This window comes from Blastococcus deserti, from assembly GCF_042682525.1.
Classification (GTDB): domain Bacteria; phylum Actinomycetota; class Actinomycetes; order Mycobacteriales; family Geodermatophilaceae; genus Blastococcus_B; species Blastococcus_B deserti.
Genome location: NZ_JBHUHP010000008.1, coordinates 91951 through 114146 on the forward strand (window position 1 = coordinate 91951; position 22196 = coordinate 114146).

Genomic DNA, 22196 nt, shown 5'->3' on the forward strand with positions numbered 1-22196 from the left:
GACCGTCGGTCCGGCTGGTGTCCGCTGCGCAGCAGGCCGCCGTCCGACGGCGGGGCGTCGTGCGCGTCCCGACGGCACGGCCGGATGCCTGGTCCAGGAGGCAGGCGCCGCGCGCCCGGGACAGCTGTGGCCGCCCGACACGGCGATCACCGGTCCGCGGTCACCACGATCGTCTCGAACGGGAAGACCACGCCGTCGTCGTCGGTGTGCCCGGCCAGGGCGGCGGTGAGATCGGCGACCAGGGCCGCCCCGGCGTTCGCATCGAGCCGGTCCAGGACGTCGCCGAGGGGCGAACTCGCGGTCTCCCCCCGCAGGAGCGCTTCGGCCGAGGGCACCCGGCAGGCCGAGACGACGATGCGGGCGCGGGCGCCGGTGAAGCCCGCGCCGGTGACCAGCCCGCGCAGCTGAGCAGTGTCGCCCAGCGAGTACGGCGTGCGGATCACGTCGGCGGCCTCCTGGCCCACGTGCCGCGCGAGCACCTCGGTCAGGACGCGGTATCCGGGCTGGTGCTCGAGGCCGCGGCAGGTGGCGACACCCATCCTCCCGCCCGGCGCGCACACCCGGTGCATCTCCGCGAGGGCGGCGGACGGGTCGGGGACGAACTGCAGCGCCTGCTGGCACAGCACCACGTCGGCGGCGCCGTCGTGCAGCGGGAGCGCGTCGGCCGCCGCGACGTCGTAACGGATGGTCGGGACGGTGCCGGCGCTGACCCGCCGGGCGACGGCCAGCATGTGCGGGTTGATGTCGACGCCGGTCACCTCGCCGACCTCGCCGGTCCGGCGGGCGGCAGCACGGGCGACGGCGCCCGTGCCGGTGCCGACGTCGAGCACCCGGTGGCCGCGGCGCACGCCGACGGCATCCACCAGGTCCTCGGCCCACGGGCCGAGGAGGGCGGGAACGAGCACCGCCTCGTAGGACTCGGCGCCGGCCTCGTCGAGCTGCCACCCGGCGCGGGGCGCGAGGGTCGTGGTCATCGGAATCTGCCTTTCCGTGGTGGTGGACCCTGCCGAATGCTCCCCCCGTCGGCGGCACCCCGGCATGGGTGGAAATACGGGTCGGGGCACCCGTCCGTGCGGGTTCCCGGGCGGCGTGTCCGGTGCCATCCTCGGCACGTGGCAGTCGGCGTTCCCGAACTGCTCGAGCGGGGACGTGCCGCCCTGCTCGGCTGCGACTGGAGCACCGCTCGCGCCTGCTTCGAACAGGCCGGCGGCGGCGACGCCGACGGTCCGGCCGCAGCGGTCGACGGCCTCGGCCAGGCGCTGTACTGGCTGGGCGACTACCGCCGTGCCCTGGCCCTGCGCGCGCGGGCCTTCGCGAGCTACCGGCGGGACGGGGACCGGCGCGCAGCCGCCCTCGTGGCCATCCGGCTGGCCATGCTCCATGGGCTGATCGACGGTGACGGAGCCGTGGTCGGCGGCTGGCTCGCCTCGGCGCAACGGCTGCTCGAGCAGTGCCCCGACTGCCCCGAGCGCGGGTGGGTGGACCTCTTCCTCGCGGCGGTGACCGACGACCCGGACGAGCGGGAGCGGCTCGCCGAGAGCGCGCGGCGCACCGGTCAGCGCTTCGGCGAGACCGGCCTGGAGTTCGACGCCCTGGCCTACTCGGGGAAGGCGCTCGTGGAGCGCGGTGAGGTGCCGTCCGGGATGCGGTTGATCGACGAGGCGTTCGCGGCCGTCGCCTCCGGCGTGGTGTCCGACCCCTGGGCGGCCGGGGAGATCTACTGCGCGCTCCTCTCCTCCTGCGAGCTCGCGCGGGACGTGCGCCGGGCCGAGGGCTGGCTGCACGCCGTCGACCGCTACGTCGACCGCACCGGCGAGCTGCCGATCGCGGCGATCTGCCGGATGCACTACGGCGGGCTGCTCTGCGCCGCCGGCCGGTGGGAGGCGGCCGAGCGCGAGCTGCTCGAGTCGCTGCGCATCTACGACGGCAGCTACGTGGGCACCCGTGCCGAACCACTGCTCCGGCTGGCCGAGCTCCGTGTGCGCCAGGGACGGCTGGCCGAGGCCGGCCGGCTGCTCGACGACTTCGCCGGCCGCCCCGAGGCGTCTCTCCCTCAGGCGTTGCTGCATCTGGCGCTCGGCGAAGCTCCACTGGCCCGGTCGCTGGCCGAGCGGGCCCTCGCCCGCCGGCCGCTCGACGTCCGGGCGGTACCGCTGCTCTCTGTACTCGTCGACGCCGCCCTGGCGACCGGCGACGTGGATTCGGCCCGGAGCGCCGCCGACCGCCTCGACTGGCTGGCCACGACGACCCGACTGGCCTCGGTGCGCGGGATGGCGGCGCTGGCCCGCGCCCGGCTGGCCTCGAGCGACGGCTCGGAGGATGCGGCCGCCGCCGCGGATGCGGCCGCCGCCGCCTTCACCGAGGCCGACCTGCCCGGCGAACGGGCCCGCGCCCGGCTGGAGCTCGCCCGCGCGCTGGCGGAGAGACAGCCGGAGGTCGCCCGCGCCGAGGCCCGTGCGGCGCTGGAGTGCTTCCTCGAACTCGGTGCCCCCCGGCCCGCCGACGAGGCGATGGCGCTGCTGCGGCAGCTGGGTGACAGGGCCCGGTGCCGGCCCCGGCGTGCCCACGGCACCCCGGACGCGCTCACCGACCGGGAACGGGAGGTGCTGGCGCTGCTGGCCGAGGGGGCATCCAATGCCGACATCGCCGCCCGGCTGGTGATCAGCCCGCGCACCGCCGAGCACCACGTGGCCAACATCCTGGCCAAGCTCGGCCTCTCCTCCCGCGCCGAGGTGGCGGCGTTCCTCGTGCGGCGGGGCGTCACGAGCTGGGCTCGCGTCGGCAGCTCCGTCCGGTCGGCCGGCACCTCTGCGCCTGATCGGTCCTGAGCTCCGCAGGTCCCCGTCCCGCGGACTCCCGGCCGGACGGCTCCGGGTGGCACCATCAGCGTGTGACCGACCCGGCGTCGGACGCACTCGAGCGGAGCCGCGAGGCGTTGCGCAGGGGCGACGCGGGGACCGCGCGCCGCCTGATCCGGGATGCCGACGTCGAAGCGTTCCCCGGCGCAGTCCGTGAGGTGCTCGCCCAGGCCGCCTACCTGGACCTCGACTTCCGCGGCGCGGCCGAGCACTGGCGCGAGGCCTACGCGGCGTACCGCGCATCGGGTGACTGCGTCGACGCGGTCCGGGTGGCCCGCACGGTCGCGCCCATCCATCTGATGGTCCTGGGCGAACAGGCGGTCGGCCGGGGCTGGCTCGCCCGGGCGCAGACCCTGCTGGCCGGCGTGCCGGGGTCGCGCGAGGCGGGCTGGGTCGCCCTCGACCTGGGCATGTTCGAGAACGACCGGGCCCGCAAGGAAGGGCTGTACCGGGAGGCCCTCGAGGCCGCACGGCGGTACGGCGACCGGGACCTGGAGTTCGTGACCCTGGCCTACCTCGGTGCCTCCCTGGTCCACGGCGACCGGACGGCCGAGGGCATGGCACTGCTCGACGAGGCGCTCGCGGCGGTGGCCGGTGACGAGGTCGGCGACTTCTGCGTCCTGGAGGAGATCTTCTGCCAGCTGTTCTCCGCGTGCGAGTACGCGCACGACGTCCAGCGCGCGGACGAGTGGATCCGGGTGGGCGAGGCGATCGCTCAGCGGCGCCGGCTGCCCACGGTCTCCGCCTTCTGCCGGACCCACTACGGCGGCGTCCTCACCAAGGCCGGCCGGTGGTCGGAGGCCGAGACCGCCCTGACCGAGGCGGTACGGCTGTGGGGGGTCGGAAAGCGGTCCGGGCTCCGGCTCGGCGCGCTGGTGCGCCTTGCCGCGCTGCGCGTCCGGCAGGGCAGGTTCGAGGAGGCCGCGCAGCTACTCACCGACGTCGCCGACGACGTCACGCCGGAGTCGGCACCGCCCCTCGCCGCCGTCCACCTCGCCGCCGGCCGGACCGAGCTGGCCGCGGACGTCCTGACCCGCGCGCTGACCCAGGTCGCGCCGCACAGCACGGAGGCCGCACCCCTCTGGGCGTTGCTCGTGGAGGTGCACCTGGCGGCCGAGCGGCTGGATGCGGCGCAGGGAGCCGCCGAGGAGGTCGCGCGCTGCGCGCGCCGGCATCCTGTCCCCTACCTGACGGCCACGGCCGCGCTGGCGCGAGGGCTGGTCTGCCTGCACGAGGGCACGGATCCGTGCGACTGCCTGCGCGAGGCACTCACCGGGTTCACCCGTGCGCAGCTGCCGATGGAGGTGGCCCGCTGCCGGCTGGCTCTCGCCCGGGCACTGCGGGAACACCGCGCCGAGGTGGCCCGCACCGAGGCGAAGGCCGCCCTGGAGACCTTCCGGGAACTGCGCGCCGACCGCGACGCCGATGCGGCGGCCGCACTGCTGCGCGAACTGGGCGTACGTGGACCGGCGCCGTCGCGCGCCACGGGCCCGCTGACGCGCCGGGAGGCGGAGGTGCTGGAGCTGCTGGGCCACGGGCTGTCCAACCCCGAGATCGCCACGCGCCTGTTCATCAGCCGCAAGACAGCGGAGCACCACGTCGCCAACGTGCTGGCCAAGCTGGGCCTGCGGAGCCGCGCCGAGGCGGCCGGCTACGCCGTCCGCGCCGGGGTCTCCACCACCCTGTGATCCCAGGTGCCGGATAGGTGAGTTCACCGATCCGCGCCGCCCCCGCTCCCCCGATCCTCCGACCATCGCCTCACCTTGGGAGGATGGTCATGGGACCCCACTTCGACGCCATCGTCGTCGGTGCACGCTGCGCCGGAGCACCCACCGCGATGCTCCTGGCCCGCGCCGGCCACCGAGTGCTGCTCGTGGACCGGGCGACCTTCCCGAGCGACACCATCTCCACGCACGTGATCCACGCACCCGGCGTCGCCGCGCTGCGACGCTGGGGGCTGCTGGACGCCGTGATCTCCACCGGCTGCCCGCCGCTGGCGACCTACCGCTTCGACTTCGGGCACTTCAGGCTGGAGGGCACCCCGCCGCCGGTGGACGGCCTCTCGGCGGGGTACGCCCCCCGTCGCTACCTGCTCGACAGCATCCTGGTCGACGCCGCGGTGGCCTCCGGCGTGCAACTGCGCGAGGAGTTCTCGGTGCACGACGTGCTCGTGGAGGACGGGGCGGTCGTGGGGGTCGCCGGCTCCGGCCCGGACGGGCGGCGGGTGGCAGAACGAGCCCGGGTCGTGGTCGGGGCCGACGGCCGCAACTCCCGGGTCGCCCGGGCTGTCCGGGCGGGGCAGTACCTCGACAAGCCCAAGCTGCAGTACGGGTACTACACGTACTGGCGCGACCTGCCGGTCGACGGGTTCGACGCGTACGTCCGGCCGGACCGCGGATGGGCTGCCATCCCCACCAACGACGGCCTGACGCTCGTCGTCGTCGGCTGGCCCTACGCGGACGTACGTGCCTACAAGAGGGACGTCGAGACCAACTACCTCGCCACCCTGGAGCTCGCCCCGGAGTTCGCCGAGCAGGTGCATGCCGCCACGCGGGTCGAGCCGTTCCGCGGCGGCGGGGTGAGCAACTACCTGCGCAAGCCGTACGGCCCGGGTTGGGCGTTGGTCGGCGATGCCGGCTACGACCGCGACCCCATCACCGCCCAGGGGATCTCCGACGCCTTCCGTGACGCCGAGGTGTGCGCGCGGGCGCTCGACGACGTCCTGCAGGGACGCCGCTCCTTCGAGGACGCGATGTCGGACTACCAGATGACCCGGGACGCGACCGTGCTGCCGGTCTACGAGTTCACCACCCAGCTGGCGACCCTCGCGCCACCGCCACCCGAGGTGGCGTCGCTGCTGGCGTCGGCGGCCGGCAACCCGGACGCGATGGACATGTTCGCCGGCGTGGTCGCGGCAACCGTGTCCCCGGCGGAGTTCTTCAGCCCCCAGAACGTGGGACGGCTCCGGTCCGCGGTGGGGTGATCCCGCCTCCTCGACGCGCGTGCGACGAACCCGGGACATCCCGCCGACGGTGCGGGCCTTCCGCACCGGTCCATGACGAGGGTGAAGGTTGCGCTCGCGTGGCCCAGTCGCTCAGCTCCGCCCCTCACCGGTACGCCATCCCGCTGATGACTCGGCAGGGTGCCGGTGCACTGCGGGCAGCGACGGCGGTGGGCGCGGACAGGCCTGCGCCGGCAGCACCGACGCCGTCCCACGCCACAGCGGACGCTGTTCGCCTCGCCGCGTGCCGCACGGCCAACCGTGGGTGGAGCCGCAGCAGCGCCCGCCCGCCGACGAGGTCAGGAGCCCGGCGGGCGCTGCGGTCCGTGCCTGGTCACGCCGGGACGGTGCCCCGGACAGACCAGGCCCGGGCGGTCAGCGAGAACGGCCCCGCTGGGTGCCCGAGCCGCCCGACGAGACCGCCGCGGATCTGCTCCCGCTCCGCAGCGGTCAGCAGCGCCAGGAATCGGCCCGGTCCACCGTCGGGCACGGTCAACGGCTGCCACAGGTCCTCGAGGTCGGCGTAGGTCGCCGAGACGACGATCGGCTCCGCGGCGACCCCGGTCAGCCCCGCGGCATGCCACGCAGCGGCCAGCGACGACGGATCGGTGAGGCGTTGGGCGCGGGCCTGGTCGTGCTCGGTGGCCGACGGCGCCACCTCGACGGCCGCGTCCCAGAAGGCCCGCAGCACCGTCATGCCGCCGGCGAAGTCCCATACGCACCCGGCGACCGTCCCGCCGGGCCGGCACACGCGGCGCATCTCGGCCAGAGCGGCCGCGGGGTCGTCCACGAGCCCCAGGACCAGCTGGGCGGCGACGACGTCGAAGGCCCGCGAAGCCAGGGGAAGGCGTTCCGCGACACCCCGCAGCAGCGCGACCCCCGGCGCCCGGCCGGCGCACGAGCGCAGTCCGGCCTCCTCCGGGTCCACCCCGACCACCCCACGGGTGCCGCAGCGGGTCACCAGGGCCACGGTCAGCGCGCCGCTGCCGCACCCCACGTCGAGGATCCGCTGCCCCGCCCGCACGCCCAGAGCTTCGGCGAAGGCGACGCCGAGCGGCATGCTGTACCGGCCGATGCGCCGCTCGTACCCCGAGGCGGACCGGACCCTGCCCGCCCCCTCCACTGCTCCGGACGGCGCGTTCACCGGGTCCGGACGCCCGGGATCGACCGGCCACGGACGGAGCGCACGGCCCGCAGGTTAGCCGCGGGATCCGGTGTCGTGCGGTGTGCGCGCGACGGCGGGGAGCCGCGGAACGCACTTCCCGCGCTCGGTGCATCCTCGTCCAGCCACCAGGGCTCTCGACGAACCCGCTGCCCGGCCCCCGAGGTGCTTCCCTGCACGACGGTCCCTCGGCAACGAGACGCCCGCGGAGGTGAGGCGCAGCTCCACCGTGCTGGTGGCGCGTCAGCCGCTGGGGCCGCGAAGTCCCGTGCCGAGACCGACCACGGTGGCGTGTTCGCCACGGTGGTCGGCATCGGCGCACGGTTCAGCCTCGGGGCGGAACGGTGGCTACCCCTGGGGCTCTCCCCGCCGGCCCGTCGTCGCACGGCTCGCACGGACAACGGCTTGTACCAACCGGATAGTGGCCCCACCATCCCCACGAGAGCCGCACTCCAGCAAGCTCGCGCATCGGGGGTTCCGCCGTGAGGGACGAGGAGACGTCGGAGCAGGCCACCGCCGTGCTGTCACCCGGAACCGGGATCGCACTCGCTCGAGGGCTCTCGGTCGACGGCGTGTCCTCGATGGTGACCGAGCTCGCCCTGCCCGCCCTGCCGGACCACGCCGTCCTCGTCAACGTGGGTCCGCCCTACCGGCTGGAGGAGTCCCTGGGCGATGGCTGGCGGCGCACACCCGGGGCGCCGGGGGACGTCGCGGTGGTCCCCGCGGGCATGACGCTGTCGGTCCGCTCGGTCGACGGCTCCCCGCAGCAGGTCCGGTCCCTCGTCGTGCGCGTGGCGCCCGAGGCGCTGGCGAGCGTGCTCGAGGCGGGCGGCTTCAGTGGCGCCACCGACCTGGTTCCTGCGCTGGGGGTCCGCTCGGCGGCCGTCTCGCAGGTCGGCCGGCTCATGCACCTGCGGCTGGCGGACGACACCGACCTGGGCCGGCTGTCGCTCGCGGCCCTTGGGCATGCCCTGGCCGTGGCACTGGCTGCCGAGCACTCGGCGGCCGCACGGGGCGTCCGGGAGCGGACGGCGGCGGCCCGCCCGCGCCTGACCGGCACGCAGGTTCAGCGCGTCCTGCGACACGTCGAGGAGAACCTCGACTCGCCCCTGCGACTGGAGGACCTGGCGGCGCTGGTCCACCTCAGCCCCTTCCACTTCGCCAGGTCGTTCCGGAACTCGGTCGGTGCCAGCCCGCACCAGTACGTCGTCCAGCGCCGCACCGCGCGGGCACAAGCGCTCCTCCTCACCTCCGGCCTGCCCCTCGATCACATCGCACAGCTGTCCGGCTTCGCCGATCAGAGCCACCTGTCCCGGCACGTCAAGCGCCAGTTCGGCATGACGCCGGGAGAGATCCGCCGTTCCCGGTGAGACCGCAGGAACCGACGACCGGTGCGCAAGCCGGAGCAAGACCCACGAGCGCGGCCGCCCGAGACTCGACGTGCACGTACCGTCGAGAGAGAGGACACCGAAGTGCACCGAGATCCCACCGCCGTCGTCCGTGCGGTGTACGAGGCCTTCGACCGGAGTGACCTCGAGACCGTCATGGCTCTCTTCGACCCGGACGCGACCGTGTACCAGTCGCCGGCCCTTCCGTGGGGCGGGGACCATCGCGGGCACGCCGGGCTCGAGCGTTTCCTGACCGTTCTCGTCACGCACCTCGACTCCCACCCGGAGACGCAGTCGCTGCTGGACGACGGCGACGGCCACGTCGTCCAGCACGGGCGCACGCGCGGGACGGTGAGGTCGAACGGTGCACCGTTCGACGTGGCCGAGACCCACGTGTGGACGGTGCGCGACGGGCGGGTCCACCGGTTCGAGTCCTACATCGACACCGCGGCGATGCGACAGGCGCTCGACGCCGCGCCCGCCGGCGCGGAGCCCGCACGCGTCTGACCCCGGAGCGGCCGGGCTGCCGGGTCGAGGACGTCCCGGCGGCCCGGCCGCCGCGACTCCGAGGATCAGCGCCGCCATCGTGTGCACCTGTGCCGACGCCCCCTGGGTCAGCCGGGCAGCCCCGCCAGGAAGCTCTCGGCTCGCTCCCGCCCCGCGTCGAAGAGCCGGCGGAGGAATGCCGGCCTGCGGTCCAGCTTGCTGGCGAGGTCCAGCTCGAGGTCCAGCCCGAGCTCACGGATCTCGATCCGCCGGTACGGATCGCCGAGACGGTCCGCCCACTCGTTCACCTTGCGGATGAAGGACAGCTCCTGCTCCAGCGAGAGGTTGCCGGCCAGTTCGTTCCGCCGGTCGGCGATGTCGGCCACCGTCTTCGGCTCCGTGGCCCGGCCACGCGGGTTGATCCGGATCACCCAGATCTCCTCCGGGCCGGCCTCGGGCAGTTCGCGCACCGGCGGGTTCTGGCTGAACAACCCGTCCCAGTAGTAGCGGCCCTTCTCCTCGACGGCGCGGAAGAGCAGCGGGACGGCGGCCGAGGCCAGTACGGCGTTCACGGTGATCTCCCCGCGCCGGCTGGAGAAGGCCGTGAAGTTCCCGGTGAGCACGTCGACGGCGCCGACGAGCAGCAGCGGCTGGTCCTCCGGCGGGGACTCCTGCAGCCGGGCCAGTCGATCGACGTCCACGTGGCGGGTGAGCAGGTCGGTGAAGGAAGGACCGGCGACGTCCGGGTAGGCGTAGGGGCTCACCGTCGGGAGCGACACCCGACCCTCCAGCCGGGCCAGACCGACCAGCCAGGCGTTCGCCGCCTTGCCGCTCAGCGTGGTGGCCGCATTCGCCTCCCAGAAGCGCTCCAGCAGCCGGCCGGCCTCACCCGACCCGCCGGTCAGCAGGCCGTACCAGGCCAGCAGGGCGCAGACCGCGCCCCCGGAGGTTCCGGACAGCGCCACGACTCCGTGGTCCCCGTCGGCCAGCAGGCGCTGGAGCGCGCCACCCGTGAACGCGGTGTGGCTGCCGCCGCCCTGACAGGCGATCGCGACCCTTCTCATCCGTGCCGCCTCTCCCGCATCGAGTACCCGCCATCTCGCAGCCGCGTCGCCGGTCCCCGAGGCCGCTGGTCCCGTCATGACCCATCTGCTCACCCCGGGGGTCTCGGTCGCCCAGCCGGCCGTGCAACACCAGCACGCGAGGACGGGGACGAGGGCACGTCGGCAACCCACCCAGCATGACGCGATCCGTCATCGGCGTCGCGCCGGCCATGCGCCCCACGACGGTGACGTGTCAGGAGTGCACCTCACCGAGACGGTGGGTCCCGGGGCCCGCAGGTGTGGCCCAGCCTTCGCGGAGCTGCCCTGGTCGGCGGGGAGCAGGAGCAGGGGCCGGGTGGAGGCAGGTGGCGGTCGGCGTCGAGGACACGCCATGACCGGCCGGCGGGTAGCGCAGCGCCGCCGAGGGTCGGCTCAGGCCGGGATCGTCGACCAGCCCGCCGTGCTCGCCGGCCCCTACGGCGGCCGGGGGATGCTGTCCGGGTGCCCCCGACCCTCCCTCTTCCCTCCCGGGCGCGGCTCGCCACCGAGGCGCCGCGGGCCGGACTGGACCTCGCCGCCCTCCTGGCGACCTGGCCGCTGCTCACGACGGCACGCCGCGGAGACGGCCACCCCGTGCTGATCCTGCCCGGGCTGCTCACCGGCGATCCCGCCACGCTGCTGCTGCGGAACGTGCTGCGCGCGCTGGGCCACAACGTGTCCGGCTGGAGCCTCGGCACCAATCGGGGTAGCACCGTGCGCGTCGTCCGCGAGCTGCGCTCGCGACTGCACGAGCTGCACCGGAACTCGGGACGGCGGGTCAGCGTGGTCGGCTGGAGTCTCGGCGGCCTGTACGCCCAGGAGCTGGCCAGAGCGGCTCCCGGAAAGGTCCGCGGGATCGTCACCCTGGGCAGCCCGGTGGTCCGCGGAGCTCCGTGGCTGCGGACCGCGTCGCGGATCGTCGACCGGACGATCCACCTGCCCTCCGGCGCGGCGACGCTGCCCCGGCCGTGGGCCGAGCGCGGTTCGCTCCGGGTGCCCGCGACATCGGTGTACACCCGGGCTGACGGGATCGTCCACTGGTCGTGGTGCACGTACGAGCCCCGGCCGCGACGGGAGAACGTCGAAGTGCGCGGCAGTCACCTCGGCCTGGCGCACAACCCGGCCGTGCTGTGGCTGCTGGCCGACCGGCTCGGCATGCCCGAGGGGGCCTGGAAACCCTTCCGGTCGCCGCTGGCCCTCCGCCCCTTCTTCCCCGGTGACCGGTAGTCGCCGGGCGTCGCCTTCGACGGGTGTCGTCCGCGCGCTCGTCCTGGTGCGCTGGTCCGGCCCGAGACCTCCATCGCGACGGCGGCCCGGTCGTGGCCGGCCAGGACCATGGGACCACCGGTGCTGCGAGCTCCTCCCGGCTCAGCCCGGGGAGATGTTCTGGTTGAGCCGGAAGAGGTTCGACGGGTCGTACTTGCGCTTGAGCGCACCGAGGCGCTGGTACTTGGCATCGCCGTAGGCCTGCCGGACGCGTCCGCCACCCTCCTCCATCAGGAAGTTGACGTAGACCCCGGTGTGGAAGGGAGCGAGGGCCGTCCAGTAGTTCCGGGCCCATTGCCGCTGGTCCTCGAACCCGTCCGCGGTGGGCGTGTTGCCGTTGATGTTGAAGGTGAACCCGGCGGAGCGTCCGTTGAACGCGGTCGCGTCGTCCGGCACCCGGGCCACCGCGCCGCCCATCTGCCACAGCGCGATGCTGCTCATCGGTGAGGTGATGCGCCGGCCGTGCTCGGCCACGACGTCGATCACCTCATCGGTGAGCGCGGCGACGTCGCAGGACCGGACGTAGTACCAGCAATCGTGCGGGAACGACGGATCGAACATCTGCTGGTGGGCCGTGAAGGGCTTGGGCGCGAACAGGTCGAGGACCGGGGACCCGAAGCCGCGCATCGGCCGCAGCACCGCGTCCCCCTCGTCGATGTCGCCGGCGTAGCAGGCCGCGACCGCGATGACCGGCCGGCCGACCAGCTCCTTCGGGACGACCGGCAGGGCGGGCGCCAGCCGCTGCACGACGATCGTCATCAGCTCGTCCGGGCACTCGGAGATCCAGTCCCGGTAGGCGCGGAGCACGTCTGCCGCCGTGTCCATCGACCAGAAGGTCGCGCCGGCCATGACCTGCGGTCCCAGGGGGTGGAGGCGGAACCGGAAGTCGGTGACCACACCGAAGTTGCCGCCTCCCCCGCGCAGTCCCCAGAAGAGATCGGCGTTCTCGTCCTCGCTGGCGCGGACGAATTCCCCATCGGCGGTCACCACGTCGGCGGACAGCAGGGAGTCGACGGTGAGGCCGTGCTTGCGCATGATCCAGCCGATCCCGCCGCCCAGGGTGAGTCCGGCCAGCCCGGTGTGCGACACGATCCCGGCCGGCACGGCCAGGCCGTGCTCCTGGGTCCGCTCGTCGACTTCACCCAGCAGGACCCCGGCCTGGGCGCTGACGACCCGGGCGTCCGGGTCGACGCGGACCCGGTTCATCGGGCGCAGGTCGATCAGCAGGCCGCCATCGCACGTCGACAGCCCCGGGAAGCTGTGGCCACCACCCCTCACGGCGACGGTCAGCTGGTGATCCCGTCCGAAGCGGACGGCGGTGCGGACGTCGTCCACGTCGGTGCAGCGCGCGATGACGGCCGGACGGCGGTCGATGGACCCGTTCCAGACGCGGCGGTGTTGCTCGTACCCGTCGTCCGCCGGGCCGATGACCTGTCCCTCGAAGGAGGCGCGGAGCGCTGCGACGGCCGAGTCGCCGGCCGCGGCCGTCCGGGGCTGGATGTCGTTCGCTCCCATCGTGCTGGTCATGCCGGCAGTGTCGGGTCCCCGGAGCTGTCGGTCAGGGACCTTGGTTCCACTCTGCTCGCCGCTGAGCCGGACCGGGTCGAGGATCTCGATGTGATCACGGTGGGTGCTGATGACCCCGGACAGCCGCAGGTCACGCAGGGTCCGCACGACCACCTCCCGCACGCTTCCCACGGCGTCGGCGAGTTCCCGCTGGCTGACCGGGACCCTGAGCACCGGGCGCGCTCCTGCACCGGTCCGCGACTCCTGCGACGCCAGGTCCAGCAGGTGTCGGGCCACCCGGTGCCGGACGCTGGTGAAGGCGCTGTCGGTGATCTCCTGGATGAAGCTCAGCACGCGGTCGGCCAGTTCGTGCAGCAGCGCGTCGGCCACGTGGGCGTCCTCGGCAGCCGCCCGCCGCACGACCTCCGGGGAGAAGCGCAGCACGGTCGTGTCGACGACGGCCTGCGTGCCCGCCGGCATCCGGAACCCGTCGGCGTAGAGCGACACGACGCCGACGAGCGCGCCGCGCCGGGCGTAGCGCACGGTCATGCTCCGACCGTCCGGCGCGGTGACGAAGACCCGGACGAGACCGTCGACGACGAGCTCCAGGTACTCCACCGTCTCGCCCTCCCGGTGGGTCACCGAGCCGGCCGGCACCCGGACGCGCCGCGCCCCGGCCAGCAGCCGCTGGAGGGCGGGCCGGCGCAGCCGGGCGAGGTTCGAGGCAGCGAGGGCGGCTGCTACGCCGTCGTCCACGCCGAAACGGTGGGCGCGGGGACCGGACACCGATCACCGATCACCGGGGAGCGGACCGGACGTCCGCGGACTGACGTGCTCGAAGCTCCCCGACGAGGCGCTCGGTGACCGGTAGTGCGATGCCGTGCCGCGCTGCACGACGGAGGACGGCACCACCGATCGCCTCCAGCTCCGTCGGCCGGCCGGCGGCGGCGTCGCGCTGCATGGACGACTGCATGGTCGGCGGCAACCGATCGAACACGTCGATGAGGCCGCGGTCGTCGATCGACACTCCCTCGGCGCGTGCGACGGCCGACACCTCGGCGACGACGGCCGCCAACTCGGCTCGGCGCCTGTCTCGCACCACCCCGAGTGGCGCCGCCTCGTGGGTGCTGAGCAGCGCGAACGGCGCGAGGAAGGCGAGCTTGCCCCACAAGGCGGCAGCCTCGTCGTGCGTGACCGACACCTGCAGGCCGAGGTGCCGCAGGACGGCGGCGAGTCCCTCTCCGCGCGGGGAGAGCTCGGCCGGTGGGGCCAGCTCCACGGCGACGAACGGGCTGTCATGACGGATCTCCCCCGGCGCCACCCGCGTCGACTCGACCCGAATGGCCCCGGCGATGACGGCAGCCCGCGGGTACCGCTCACGAAGCAGCGTCATGTGTTCGACGCCGTTCAGCAGCGGCACGAGCAGCGCGTCGCCGAGCACGTCGGCAGGCAGCCGCGCGACCGCGGCCTCGAGCTGCGTCGCCTTGACCGTGACGAGGCAGACGTCCACCGGCTCGGTGAGGCGTTCCGCGGCGTGCACGGCGGCCACGAAGTCACCGAAGAGAGCGCTCCTGACCGCCACTCCCTGCTCGTCCAGGAGGGAGGCGGTCTCGCGACCCGCGAGACAGGTGACATCGGCGCCGCCACGGGCCAGCAACCCGGCCAGCAGGCCACCGACGCCACCCGGGCCCAGGACGGCCACGCGGAGCCCGGCCGTGTCCGGCATGGACGTGGATGAGCGCTCCGGGTCCATCGGCCGACCCTAGACCGCGCCTGCCGGCATCGACCAGACCAGCGTCGAACGGCCCCGCCCCGACGTGCGGCCCCTCTTCCTCCGGGGCCGCACGGCAGGATTCCCGCATGATCACCAAGCCATCCCGGTCACGGGCCGTGGCGGCCCTGGCCACCGGAGCGGCGACCGTCATGTACTACGCCACGCCGGACTTCATCCCCTCGCGCAGGGCTCGAGGCTGGACGAAGGCAGGGCTCGTGGCTGTCTCCGTCGCGGCATCCGTTCCGGAATTGCGGGCGGCGTGGGCCACCGCACGCGAGCGGCCACGGCTCGACGGCGGGCTCGACGGCGGGCTCGACGGCGAGACCCCTCCCTCGGAGGCCTTCGGATCGTTGCCTGCCCGGGGCAAGGTCGTCGTCCTCGGGTTCGTGGGCGCCGTGCTCGCCGGGTCGGTCGGCTGGGTGGTCGTCGCCGAACGGTGGGCGTTCCGCCGCGGGCAGGCACGGGCAGCCGCCGGCAAGCGACTGCCGCACACCGGCCCGGCGCTGCTGTACGGGGCGTTGGAGGGCGGGCTCTGGCTCCTCCCGACGCCATCGGACACGCACTGACGTACGAGGGCAGGACGATCCGTGCGCGGAACACCTGGTGCGGCGCCGCGGCCGACGGCGTGGGAGCCCGTGCCGGGGCTCGCGCCGTGGACGGTGGGCGCGAGGGCGGCGTTCATGGTCCGCACGCCCTCGGAGACGCCCCCGCCCCACGAAGTCGGCCACTGCCGGGCCTCAACCGGTGGACCGGAGGCCCGGACAGCGCCAAGGTGACCCATGCGCATGGAGACGACGTGCTGCGTGGTCGGCGGTGGGCCGGCGGGAATGATGGCCGGCCTCCTGCTCGCCCGCGCAGGCGTGGACGTGACGGTGCTGGAGAAGCACGAGGACTTCTTCCGCGACTTCCGTGGCGACACGATCCACCCGGCGACGCTACGGGTGCTCGCGGAGCTGGGGATCGCGGAGCAGTTCCTCGCCCTGCCGCACACCCGGATGCCGCGGGTCTCCATGGAGACGCCGTCGGGACCGGTGACCATCGCCGACTTCACCCGGCTGCGGCCGTACGGATTCATCGCCTTCGTGCCTCAGTGGGATTTCCTCGACTTCCTCCACGACCAGGCGAAGGCTTTTCCGTCCTTCCGCCTGATCCGTCGGGCCCAGGTCACCGACCTGCTCCTCGACGCCGGGCGGATCGCCGGCGTCCGAGCTGAGACGGCGGACGGACCGCTCGAGGTTGGCGCCGACCTCGTCCTCGCCGCGGACGGGCGCGATTCCGTCGTCCGTGAGCGCGCGGGACTCGAAGTGGTCGGGACGTCACCACCGATCGACGTCCTCTGGTTCCGGCTGCCCAGGGCGACCGACGAAGAGGTTCCGTTCTTCCGGAGCGAACACGACAGCGTTCTCGTCTCCATCAACCGGGGCACCTACTGGCAGCTCGCCTATGTCATCCCGCACCAAGGCCTCGATCGGGTGCAGGAGCGCGGACTGCCGGCATTCCGCGCGGCGGTCGCCGCAGTGGTGCCGACGTTCGCCGATCGGCTCGAGACGGTCACGGACTGGGAACAGGTCAAGCTGCTCAGCGTGCGGGTGGACCGTCTGCGCAGGTGGTACCGCCCGGGCCTGCTGTGCATCGGGGACGCGGCGCACGCCATGTCCCCCGCGGGAGGCGTCGGCATCAACCTCGCCATCCAGGACGCCGTCGCCGCCGCCAACGTCCTGGCACCCGCCTTCCGCGCGGGCCGTCCGACGACCGATCAGCTGCGGGCCGTCCAGCGGCGGAGGGAACTGGCAACGCGCGTGACCCAGGCGTTCCAGATCAGGGTGGTCGGCCACCTCTACCCACGGTCAGGATCGACCGGTGCGGACCGGCCGGATCCGCTCCCGGTCCGCGTCATCCGCCGGCTGCCCGCGCTGCGACACCTGACCGGCCGGTTCATCGGGATGGGCCTCCGGCCCGAACACGTGCGCACCGCCCCAGCTGCGCCGGTCGGCTGATCCCGTCCAACCGTCGAACAGCGGCGATGTGGGCACGGACGTGTCGGGTCGGGGCTCGCGAGCCCGCAGGCCTCGCTCCGGGGCACGTGCCGCTGGGCAGCCGAGCCGGTGCCACCTGCGGGAGCGGCCTGCCCGAACCTCCGCGGTGGCGTGCGGCCGCACCGGATGCCGGCGTCCCGCCACACCCGGTCCCCCGATTCCTGGCAGCCCGTCAGTCGACGGTCACGACCACCCTCTGCGGGTCCCCGGTTCGTTCGTGGAGAGTCCGCAGTGCGTCGTCCGCCTGCTCGAGCGGGAACTGGTGGGTGATGGAGCCGCTGACGTCCAAGCGACCGGAGCCGACGAGCCGCAACACCCGCCCGATCGTCGGCAGGCCGAATCCGTAGGAACCCAGCAGCTGCAGCTGCCTCCGGACGAAGAGAGTCGGGGGGAGCACCGTGATCGGGTCGGCGCCGAGTCCTGCGACGACCGCGCGGCCGCCGGGCCGCAAGCACTCCACTGCCTGCGCGATGGTCTCCTGCCGGCCGACGAACTCGGCGGCGACGTCGACGCCCGCGCCGCCCGTGGCCGCCAGGACGGCGCCCGGGACCGCGGTCTCCCGGGCGTCCACCGTCACGTCGGCCCCGACACCCCGGGCCCGGTCCAGCTGCGAGGTCCGGACGTCGACGGCGATGACCGGGGAGGCGCCGAGGACCGCGGCGATCTGTACTGCGTGCAGGCCCAACCCGCCGGTCCCGACGACGACGACGGACTCGCCGGGGGTCAGCCGAGCCACGTCGACCAGCGCGTGGAAGGGGGTGGACACGGCATCGGTGATGACGGCGGCCACGGGAAACGGGACGTCGTCAGCCAGGCGCACCAGGTTGCGCGCCGGTACCGCGACGTACTCGGCCAGCCCACCGTCGACGTGGATGCCGACCAGGCGCCGGTTGAGGCAGATCTCGCTGTGCCCGGCCAGGCAGGTGGCGCACGTCAGGTCGCTCACCAGCGCGGACGCACACACCCGGTCGCCCTCCGTCCAGCCGCTGACGGCGGAGCCGAGCGCCGCGACAGTTCCCGCGATCTCGTGGCCGAGGGTGATCGGCAGGGCGCCTGTGGGAGTGATGCCCTCGACCGCGATGTGCACGTCGGATCCGCACACCCCCGTCGCGGCCACCCGGATGAGCGCCTCGTCGTCCGCCGGCCGCGGCACGGGGACCTCCTCGAGCCGCAGCGGCTGACCCGGACCGTGGAAGCGAGCCGCACGCATGCGCTCCCTTGTCTGCACGCGCACCTCCGCTGCCCGTCGCATGCCTGGCCCGGAGGCTAGGACCGCGGAACCGGGGCACGCGGTCGTGACCCGTCGCGGCGACGTCGCGATGCGTGTCGCATACCGCCCGCGAGACATCGGATACCCGGCAGGACGGACTCCCGTGGGACCGCCACCGGCCGCTCAGCCGGTGGGGACGACCACGGCCTGGTGGTCCACCCGGCGGTGGGCGCGGGGTGTGCAGCAGGCGGCGGCCGAAAGGGCGCACGGGCAGGTCTGCTGGGCCAGGGGCGGACGCAGGCGGCGGCGACTTCGGGTGCGGGTGGCGCTGATCCGCGCGGTCCCTCCTGGGGTCCGCCTCCCTCGGCGTCGAGGTCACCTCGACGCGGGCTACGGCGGGAGCTGCGGTCGTCATCCCAGGAGGGGGCGGAGGTTCTCCGTCCACACGTCCCAGCCGACCCGGCCCATCAGCGCCGTGACGACGACGAGGAAGACGACCCGGATGAAGCGGCTGCCTCGGGAGGTCGCCGTCCGCGAGCCCAGATAACCGCCGAGCATGTTGGCGGCGCCCAGGATCAACCCCAGCCCGCAGAAGACCGCGCCGTAGGGGACGAAGAAGAACAGTGCCCCCAGGTTGGTGGCGACGTTGACGATCTTGGCCTTGGCGCTGGCGTTGAGGAAGTCGTAGCCCAGCATCGACACCATGGCGAAGACGAGGAAAGAGCCGGTTCCCGGGCCCAGGATGCCGTCGTAGAAGCCGATGCCGGCCCCCACCGCTCCGGCGACGCCGTGGTGGCGCCGCCCGCTGTGGCGCAACGCGGTCACCTCCCCCAGCGACGGACGCAGCACGGTGAACGCGGCGATGGCGATCAGCGCGACGACGATGACCGGTTTGAACACGGTTGCCGGTAGGGCCGCTGCGACAGAGGCCCCCGCGAAGCTGCTGATCAGCGCCGCCGCAGCCATGGGGAGGGCGGTCCGCAGATCGGGATGGACGCGGCGGTAGTAGGTGACGGCGCTGGTCGTGGTGCCGAAGACCGAGGCCAGCTTGTTCGTCGCCAGGGCCTGGACCGGGCTCATCCCGGGGACGAGGAGCAGGGCGGGCAGCTGCAGGAGACCGCCGCCACCGACGACCGCGTCGATCCACCCCGCGGCCAGCGCAGCGACCAGGACGAGGACGAGCACCTCAGGGGTCAGTCCGTCGGGAAGCAGGTTGGCCGAGAGGGCGTCCGTCATCCCGGTCACGACCTCCTGGCTCTCGGCCCGTCCCCGGGCCGCTCCGTCTGGCGCTGTCATCCCATGAGCAGACGGCCACAGGGTCTGCACGTCGGCTGGCGGCCGTCCGCGGCCGAGAGCTGACTAGTTCGACACCTTCCTGGATTCCTGCTGCCGTGTCGTGTCGATCCAGTCGTCGACGGTCTGCCACCAGTGGTAGAGCCAGTCGGTCTGCTCCGCCTCCCCGCGCGGCACGTCGGCGGCGGGGACGAACCACCAGCGCAGGTGCAGGGTCTTGTCCATCGGCAGGTTCCGCCACAGGTCCCCCACCGTGCTCAGGTGTTCCAGCCCGGTGTGTGCGACGAAGACGACGTCGGCCTGCGGGGCTGCCCGCAGCGCCGCGATGACCCCGGCTGGACGCGGTGGCAGGACGTGCTGCATCGCTTCGGCTCGGCGGACCGCGGAGACCAGCCCTCGGTCGCGCAGTCGCTGGATGGCCCGGATCCGGCGCCGGGGGGTGAAGTTCGCGCCCTCGGGGAAGATCAGCAGTGCGTCCTCCTCGCCCAGGTCGCGGGCCAGTTCGGCGATGGCTGCCGTGGAGCTGTAGCCCGCCACCGGATCGGCCGCGACGAAATGGTTGGGCAGCCGGTTGAGGTAGACGTCCATCAACGGGTCCAGCTGCAGCACGTCCTTGAGCACGATCCGCGGCTGACGCAGGTGGTCGCGGTTCATGAGCGTGTGCACGAGCAGGAACGAGTCGCCCGGCCCGGCGTGGCGGGAGAGCACCACCATGGCATTCGTCGAGCCGGGCACTCCGTCATCGAGCGGAGACCAGGACGTCCCGTCGGTGACCAGCCGCAGCCCGAACAGCCGCTGCGCCGCCCGCATCAGTGCGTCCAGGAGCCGACGCAGCACGGCGTAGTGGGCCTTCCGGAACGGAGGGCTCTCCAGCCGGCGGCCGAACCCGCTGAGCGCCCACAGCAGCGCCGCAACCAGGAGGCCGACCACCTCCAGCGCGAGATAGACCAGCGCGAAGCACAGCAGCCGCAGCGCGCGCCACCGCCCCGGCACGAAGACCGAGACGACCACCGCCACCACCACCAGCACGGGCAGCAGGGCTACCACAGCCACCAGGGCACCGACGAGCAGGGGACCGGTGACCCGGCGCACGCGGCGAGGTGGCAGCACCTCAGGCCCCCCCGTCCGTCGGCGCCCGGACCCTGTCCAGGTGGTCGCCGGCCGCGGCGTGGGCCCGGTCGATGCGGGCGGCGACGCCGGAGAAGTCGCGGTAGCGCAGGTTGGCGGTGGAGAGCGGTGCCGTGTCCCCCGAAGGCAGCACGTGCACCGTGACACCCGGGGGGAGCGCGGCCAGGTCACCGGCGAACCGGTGGCGGCGGGCGATCTCGAAGGCCACCGTGGCCACTTCCCAGGGCCGGGTCGGCGGGCGAAGTGGACGGTCGATCCGACCGACGTGCAGCACGTAGATGGTGCCCGCTCCCAGGGCGACCGCCCGGCCCACGGGGATGCTGTGCACCAGCCCCCCGTCCAGGTAGTGCTCGCCCGCGAGCTGCACCGGCGGGAGCAACCCCGGGACCGCGCAGGAGGCGAGCACGGCATCCACCAGGGCACCGTCGCTGAACCAGTGCTCGGCGGCCCGTTCGATGCTGGCTGCGACACACTGGAACGGGATCCGCAGTTCCGCGAAGGTCTTCACCGGCAGGTGCGCCTCGAGCAGCTGCCGCAGCGGCTCGGCACGGTGCAGGTGCGTGCGGGTCCGCACCAAGGTGCTCATCCGGCCGAGCACGGACCCGGCGAAGACCTGCTGCGAGGCCAACTCCTCCCACACAGCGCGCAGCCGGTCCACCGCGCTCGGACCCGGGTCGGCCGCGACGAGCGCGCCGTTGATCGCGCCCACCGACGTACCCACGACCAGATCCGGGTGGACCCCGTGCTCGAAGAGCGCTCGCAACATCCCGACCTCGGCCGCGCCGAGCACTCCCCCGCCACCGAGGACGAATGCCGTGCCGCCTCGGCCGGCGGGCACCCGCGGCGAGGCCATGCCCGCATCGTGCCATCCGGGGCGCGATCGGCCGGCTCGACGTCGTCCGTTGCGTGCAGATGATCCGGGCACGCGCGACGAGCGTGGCGGGCGCGCCGTGTCGCCCTCGGACACCGGCATGGATCCCGTGGCTCGTGCGGCCATGGGCTCCCCTGGCCTCACGATCGGGACGGCTCGCGATCCGGGCTTCAGCGCGGCACGTGACCCAGAGCGGTCGAGACGTCCCTGGCGGACGTGACCACCTGCGCCGCGAGCAGCTCCTCGCGCTCGGCGCTCCAGCGGACCGATGGGACGGAGATGCTCATGGCCGCGACCGCTGCGCCCGTCCGGTCGTGGACGGGGGCGGCCACGCAGAACGCGTCGTCGTTGGACTCGCAGTACTCGAAGGCCCACCCCTGAGAATGCACCTGCGCCAGCTGCGTCCTCAGCCGGTCGGGGGATTCGATGCTCGAGGGCGTCAGCGTGGGCAGCCGGCCGTCCGCGGGGTACCGGGCGGTCAGCGCCCCGTCGTCCAGCGCAGCCAGGAGCGCCTTGCCGCCTGCGGTGCAGTGGGCGGGCAAGCGGCGGCCCACGTCGGAGACCAGTCGCACCGGCGCCGTGCTGTCGACCTTGGCGATGAAGACCACGTCGGTGCGGTCGAGGATCGTCATCTGCACCGTCTCGTTGCAGCCGGCCACGACGTCACTGGCCACACGGGTCCCCTCGCGGACGAGGTCAAGACTGCGTTCGTAGGAGCTTCCCAGCTTGAAGGCCCGGACGCCGAGGACGTACGTGTTGGGCCGGCGCGGGTGCTCGGCCAAGTAGCCACGGTCGACGAGGGTGCCCACGAGCTCATGGACGCTGGCCCGTGGCAGCTACAGCCGGTGCACGATCTCGGGGACGCGCAACTCCTCGGTCGCGGGGTCGAGGAACAGCTCCAGGATGTCCAACCCGCGGCGCAGCGCCGGCGATGTGGCCCGCATCCCGACCCCTTCTGATATTTCGGACAGTCGTCCGAAATATCAACCAGCCGGACGCCCGACCCGGGACGGTGTGGCGGGGGCCACGTTGCGCAGTGACCGGCGCCACCTAGCCTTCTGTCTGACAGCTCGTACAGCGTCTGAGATATCGGACAAGGCTCCCGAGCCGTAGATTCCGTCCGGTTCAGACTCAC

The 22196-nt window shown here is 73.6% G+C and carries 18 protein-coding genes; 8 read left to right on the forward strand and 10 right to left on the reverse strand.

All coding sequences use genetic code 11. From position 1 onward, the window contains the following. Positions 1 to 146 precede the first annotated feature (146 nt). Positions 147 to 974, reverse strand: a complete 828-nt coding sequence (locus tag ACFSHS_RS07670; RefSeq protein WP_376873753.1) for a class I SAM-dependent methyltransferase — start codon at positions 972 to 974, stop codon at positions 147 to 149. Between the two features lie 138 nt (positions 975 to 1112). Here ACFSHS_RS07670 and ACFSHS_RS07675 point away from each other — a divergent pair, with 138 nt between their 5' ends. The 3 genes from ACFSHS_RS07675 to ACFSHS_RS07685 all read left to right on the forward strand — a co-directional run bounded on the left by ACFSHS_RS07675 (position 1113) and on the right by ACFSHS_RS07685 (position 5841). Beyond that, positions 1113 to 2828, forward strand: a complete 1716-nt coding sequence (locus ACFSHS_RS07675) for a LuxR C-terminal-related transcriptional regulator (RefSeq protein ID WP_376873755.1) — start codon at positions 1113 to 1115, stop codon at positions 2826 to 2828. A 62-nt stretch (positions 2829 to 2890) separates the two neighbouring features. Beyond that, a complete protein-coding gene (locus ACFSHS_RS07680; protein WP_376873757.1) occupies positions 2891 to 4546 on the forward strand; it encodes a LuxR C-terminal-related transcriptional regulator in 1656 nt (551 codons plus the stop codon). 89 nt (positions 4547 to 4635) lie between these two features. After that, positions 4636 to 5841 (forward strand): NAD(P)/FAD-dependent oxidoreductase, encoded by a 1206-nt coding sequence (locus ACFSHS_RS07685; RefSeq protein WP_376873759.1) that lies wholly within the window; start codon positions 4636 to 4638, stop codon positions 5839 to 5841. Between the two features lie 352 nt (positions 5842 to 6193). Here the strand turns inward: ACFSHS_RS07685 and ACFSHS_RS07690 are convergent, their stop codons facing one another. After that, positions 6194 to 7003 carry a class I SAM-dependent methyltransferase gene (locus ACFSHS_RS07690; protein WP_376873761.1) on the reverse strand — a complete coding sequence of 270 codons (810 nt, stop codon included), beginning with the start codon at positions 7001 to 7003 and terminating at the stop codon, positions 6194 to 6196. A 500-nt stretch (positions 7004 to 7503) separates the two neighbouring features. Here ACFSHS_RS07690 and ACFSHS_RS07695 point away from each other — a divergent pair, with 500 nt between their 5' ends. Both ACFSHS_RS07695 and ACFSHS_RS07700 read left to right on the forward strand, forming a co-directional pair. Further along, on the forward strand, positions 7504 to 8391 hold the full coding sequence (locus tag ACFSHS_RS07695) for a helix-turn-helix domain-containing protein (protein WP_376873763.1): 888 nt from the start codon (positions 7504 to 7506) through the stop codon (positions 8389 to 8391). A 102-nt stretch (positions 8392 to 8493) separates the two neighbouring features. Beyond that, a complete protein-coding gene (locus tag ACFSHS_RS07700) occupies positions 8494 to 8916 on the forward strand; it encodes a nuclear transport factor 2 family protein (RefSeq protein WP_376873765.1) in 423 nt (140 codons plus the stop codon). A gap of 107 nt (positions 8917 to 9023) precedes the next feature. On the opposite strand, the gene ACFSHS_RS07705 is transcribed toward ACFSHS_RS07700, so the two are convergent. Continuing rightward, positions 9024 to 9959, reverse strand: a complete 936-nt coding sequence (locus ACFSHS_RS07705) for a patatin-like phospholipase family protein (protein ID WP_376873767.1) — start codon at positions 9957 to 9959, stop codon at positions 9024 to 9026. A 480-nt stretch (positions 9960 to 10439) separates the two neighbouring features. Here ACFSHS_RS07705 and ACFSHS_RS07710 point away from each other — a divergent pair, with 480 nt between their 5' ends. Further along, entirely contained in the window at positions 10440 to 11204 is a 765-nt protein-coding gene (locus ACFSHS_RS07710) for an esterase/lipase family protein (RefSeq protein ID WP_376873769.1), read from the forward strand. Positions 11205 to 11345: 141 nt separating this feature from the next. On the opposite strand, the gene ACFSHS_RS07715 is transcribed toward ACFSHS_RS07710, so the two are convergent. Further along, complete coding sequence (locus ACFSHS_RS07715; RefSeq protein WP_376873771.1) at positions 11346 to 13505, reverse strand: FAD-binding protein; 2160 nt, start codon at positions 13503 to 13505, stop codon at positions 11346 to 11348. A 40-nt stretch (positions 13506 to 13545) separates the two neighbouring features. Beyond that, positions 13546 to 14502 carry a ketopantoate reductase family protein gene (locus tag ACFSHS_RS07720; protein ID WP_376873773.1) on the reverse strand — a complete coding sequence of 319 codons (957 nt, stop codon included), beginning with the start codon at positions 14500 to 14502 and terminating at the stop codon, positions 13546 to 13548. Between the two features lie 107 nt (positions 14503 to 14609). Between ACFSHS_RS07720 and ACFSHS_RS07725 the strand changes: the two genes are divergently transcribed. Both ACFSHS_RS07725 and ACFSHS_RS07730 read left to right on the forward strand, forming a co-directional pair. Further along, a complete protein-coding gene (locus ACFSHS_RS07725; protein ID WP_376873775.1) occupies positions 14610 to 15089 on the forward strand; it encodes a hypothetical protein in 480 nt (159 codons plus the stop codon). A gap of 213 nt (positions 15090 to 15302) precedes the next feature. Then, complete coding sequence (locus ACFSHS_RS07730; protein WP_376873777.1) at positions 15303 to 16520, forward strand: FAD-dependent oxidoreductase; 1218 nt, start codon at positions 15303 to 15305, stop codon at positions 16518 to 16520. A 211-nt stretch (positions 16521 to 16731) separates the two neighbouring features. On the opposite strand, the gene ACFSHS_RS07735 is transcribed toward ACFSHS_RS07730, so the two are convergent. The 5 genes from ACFSHS_RS07735 to ACFSHS_RS07755 form a co-directional block, all read right to left on the reverse strand. Beyond that, on the reverse strand, positions 16732 to 17712 hold the full coding sequence (locus ACFSHS_RS07735) for a zinc-dependent alcohol dehydrogenase (RefSeq protein WP_376873779.1): 981 nt from the start codon (positions 17710 to 17712) through the stop codon (positions 16732 to 16734). Positions 17713 to 18180: 468 nt separating this feature from the next. After that, positions 18181 to 19005, reverse strand: a complete 825-nt coding sequence (locus tag ACFSHS_RS07740; protein ID WP_376873882.1) for a sulfite exporter TauE/SafE family protein — start codon at positions 19003 to 19005, stop codon at positions 18181 to 18183. A gap of 123 nt (positions 19006 to 19128) precedes the next feature. Continuing rightward, positions 19129 to 20154, reverse strand: coding sequence for a lysophospholipid acyltransferase family protein (locus tag ACFSHS_RS07745; protein WP_376873781.1), 1026 nt, complete (start codon positions 20152 to 20154; stop codon positions 19129 to 19131). A gap of 19 nt (positions 20155 to 20173) precedes the next feature. Continuing rightward, a complete protein-coding gene (locus ACFSHS_RS07750; protein ID WP_376873783.1) occupies positions 20174 to 21043 on the reverse strand; it encodes a patatin-like phospholipase family protein in 870 nt (289 codons plus the stop codon). 188 nt (positions 21044 to 21231) lie between these two features. Then, a complete protein-coding gene (locus tag ACFSHS_RS07755; protein WP_376873785.1) occupies positions 21232 to 21870 on the reverse strand; it encodes an IclR family transcriptional regulator in 639 nt (212 codons plus the stop codon). Positions 21871 to 22196: the final 326 nt, after the last annotated feature.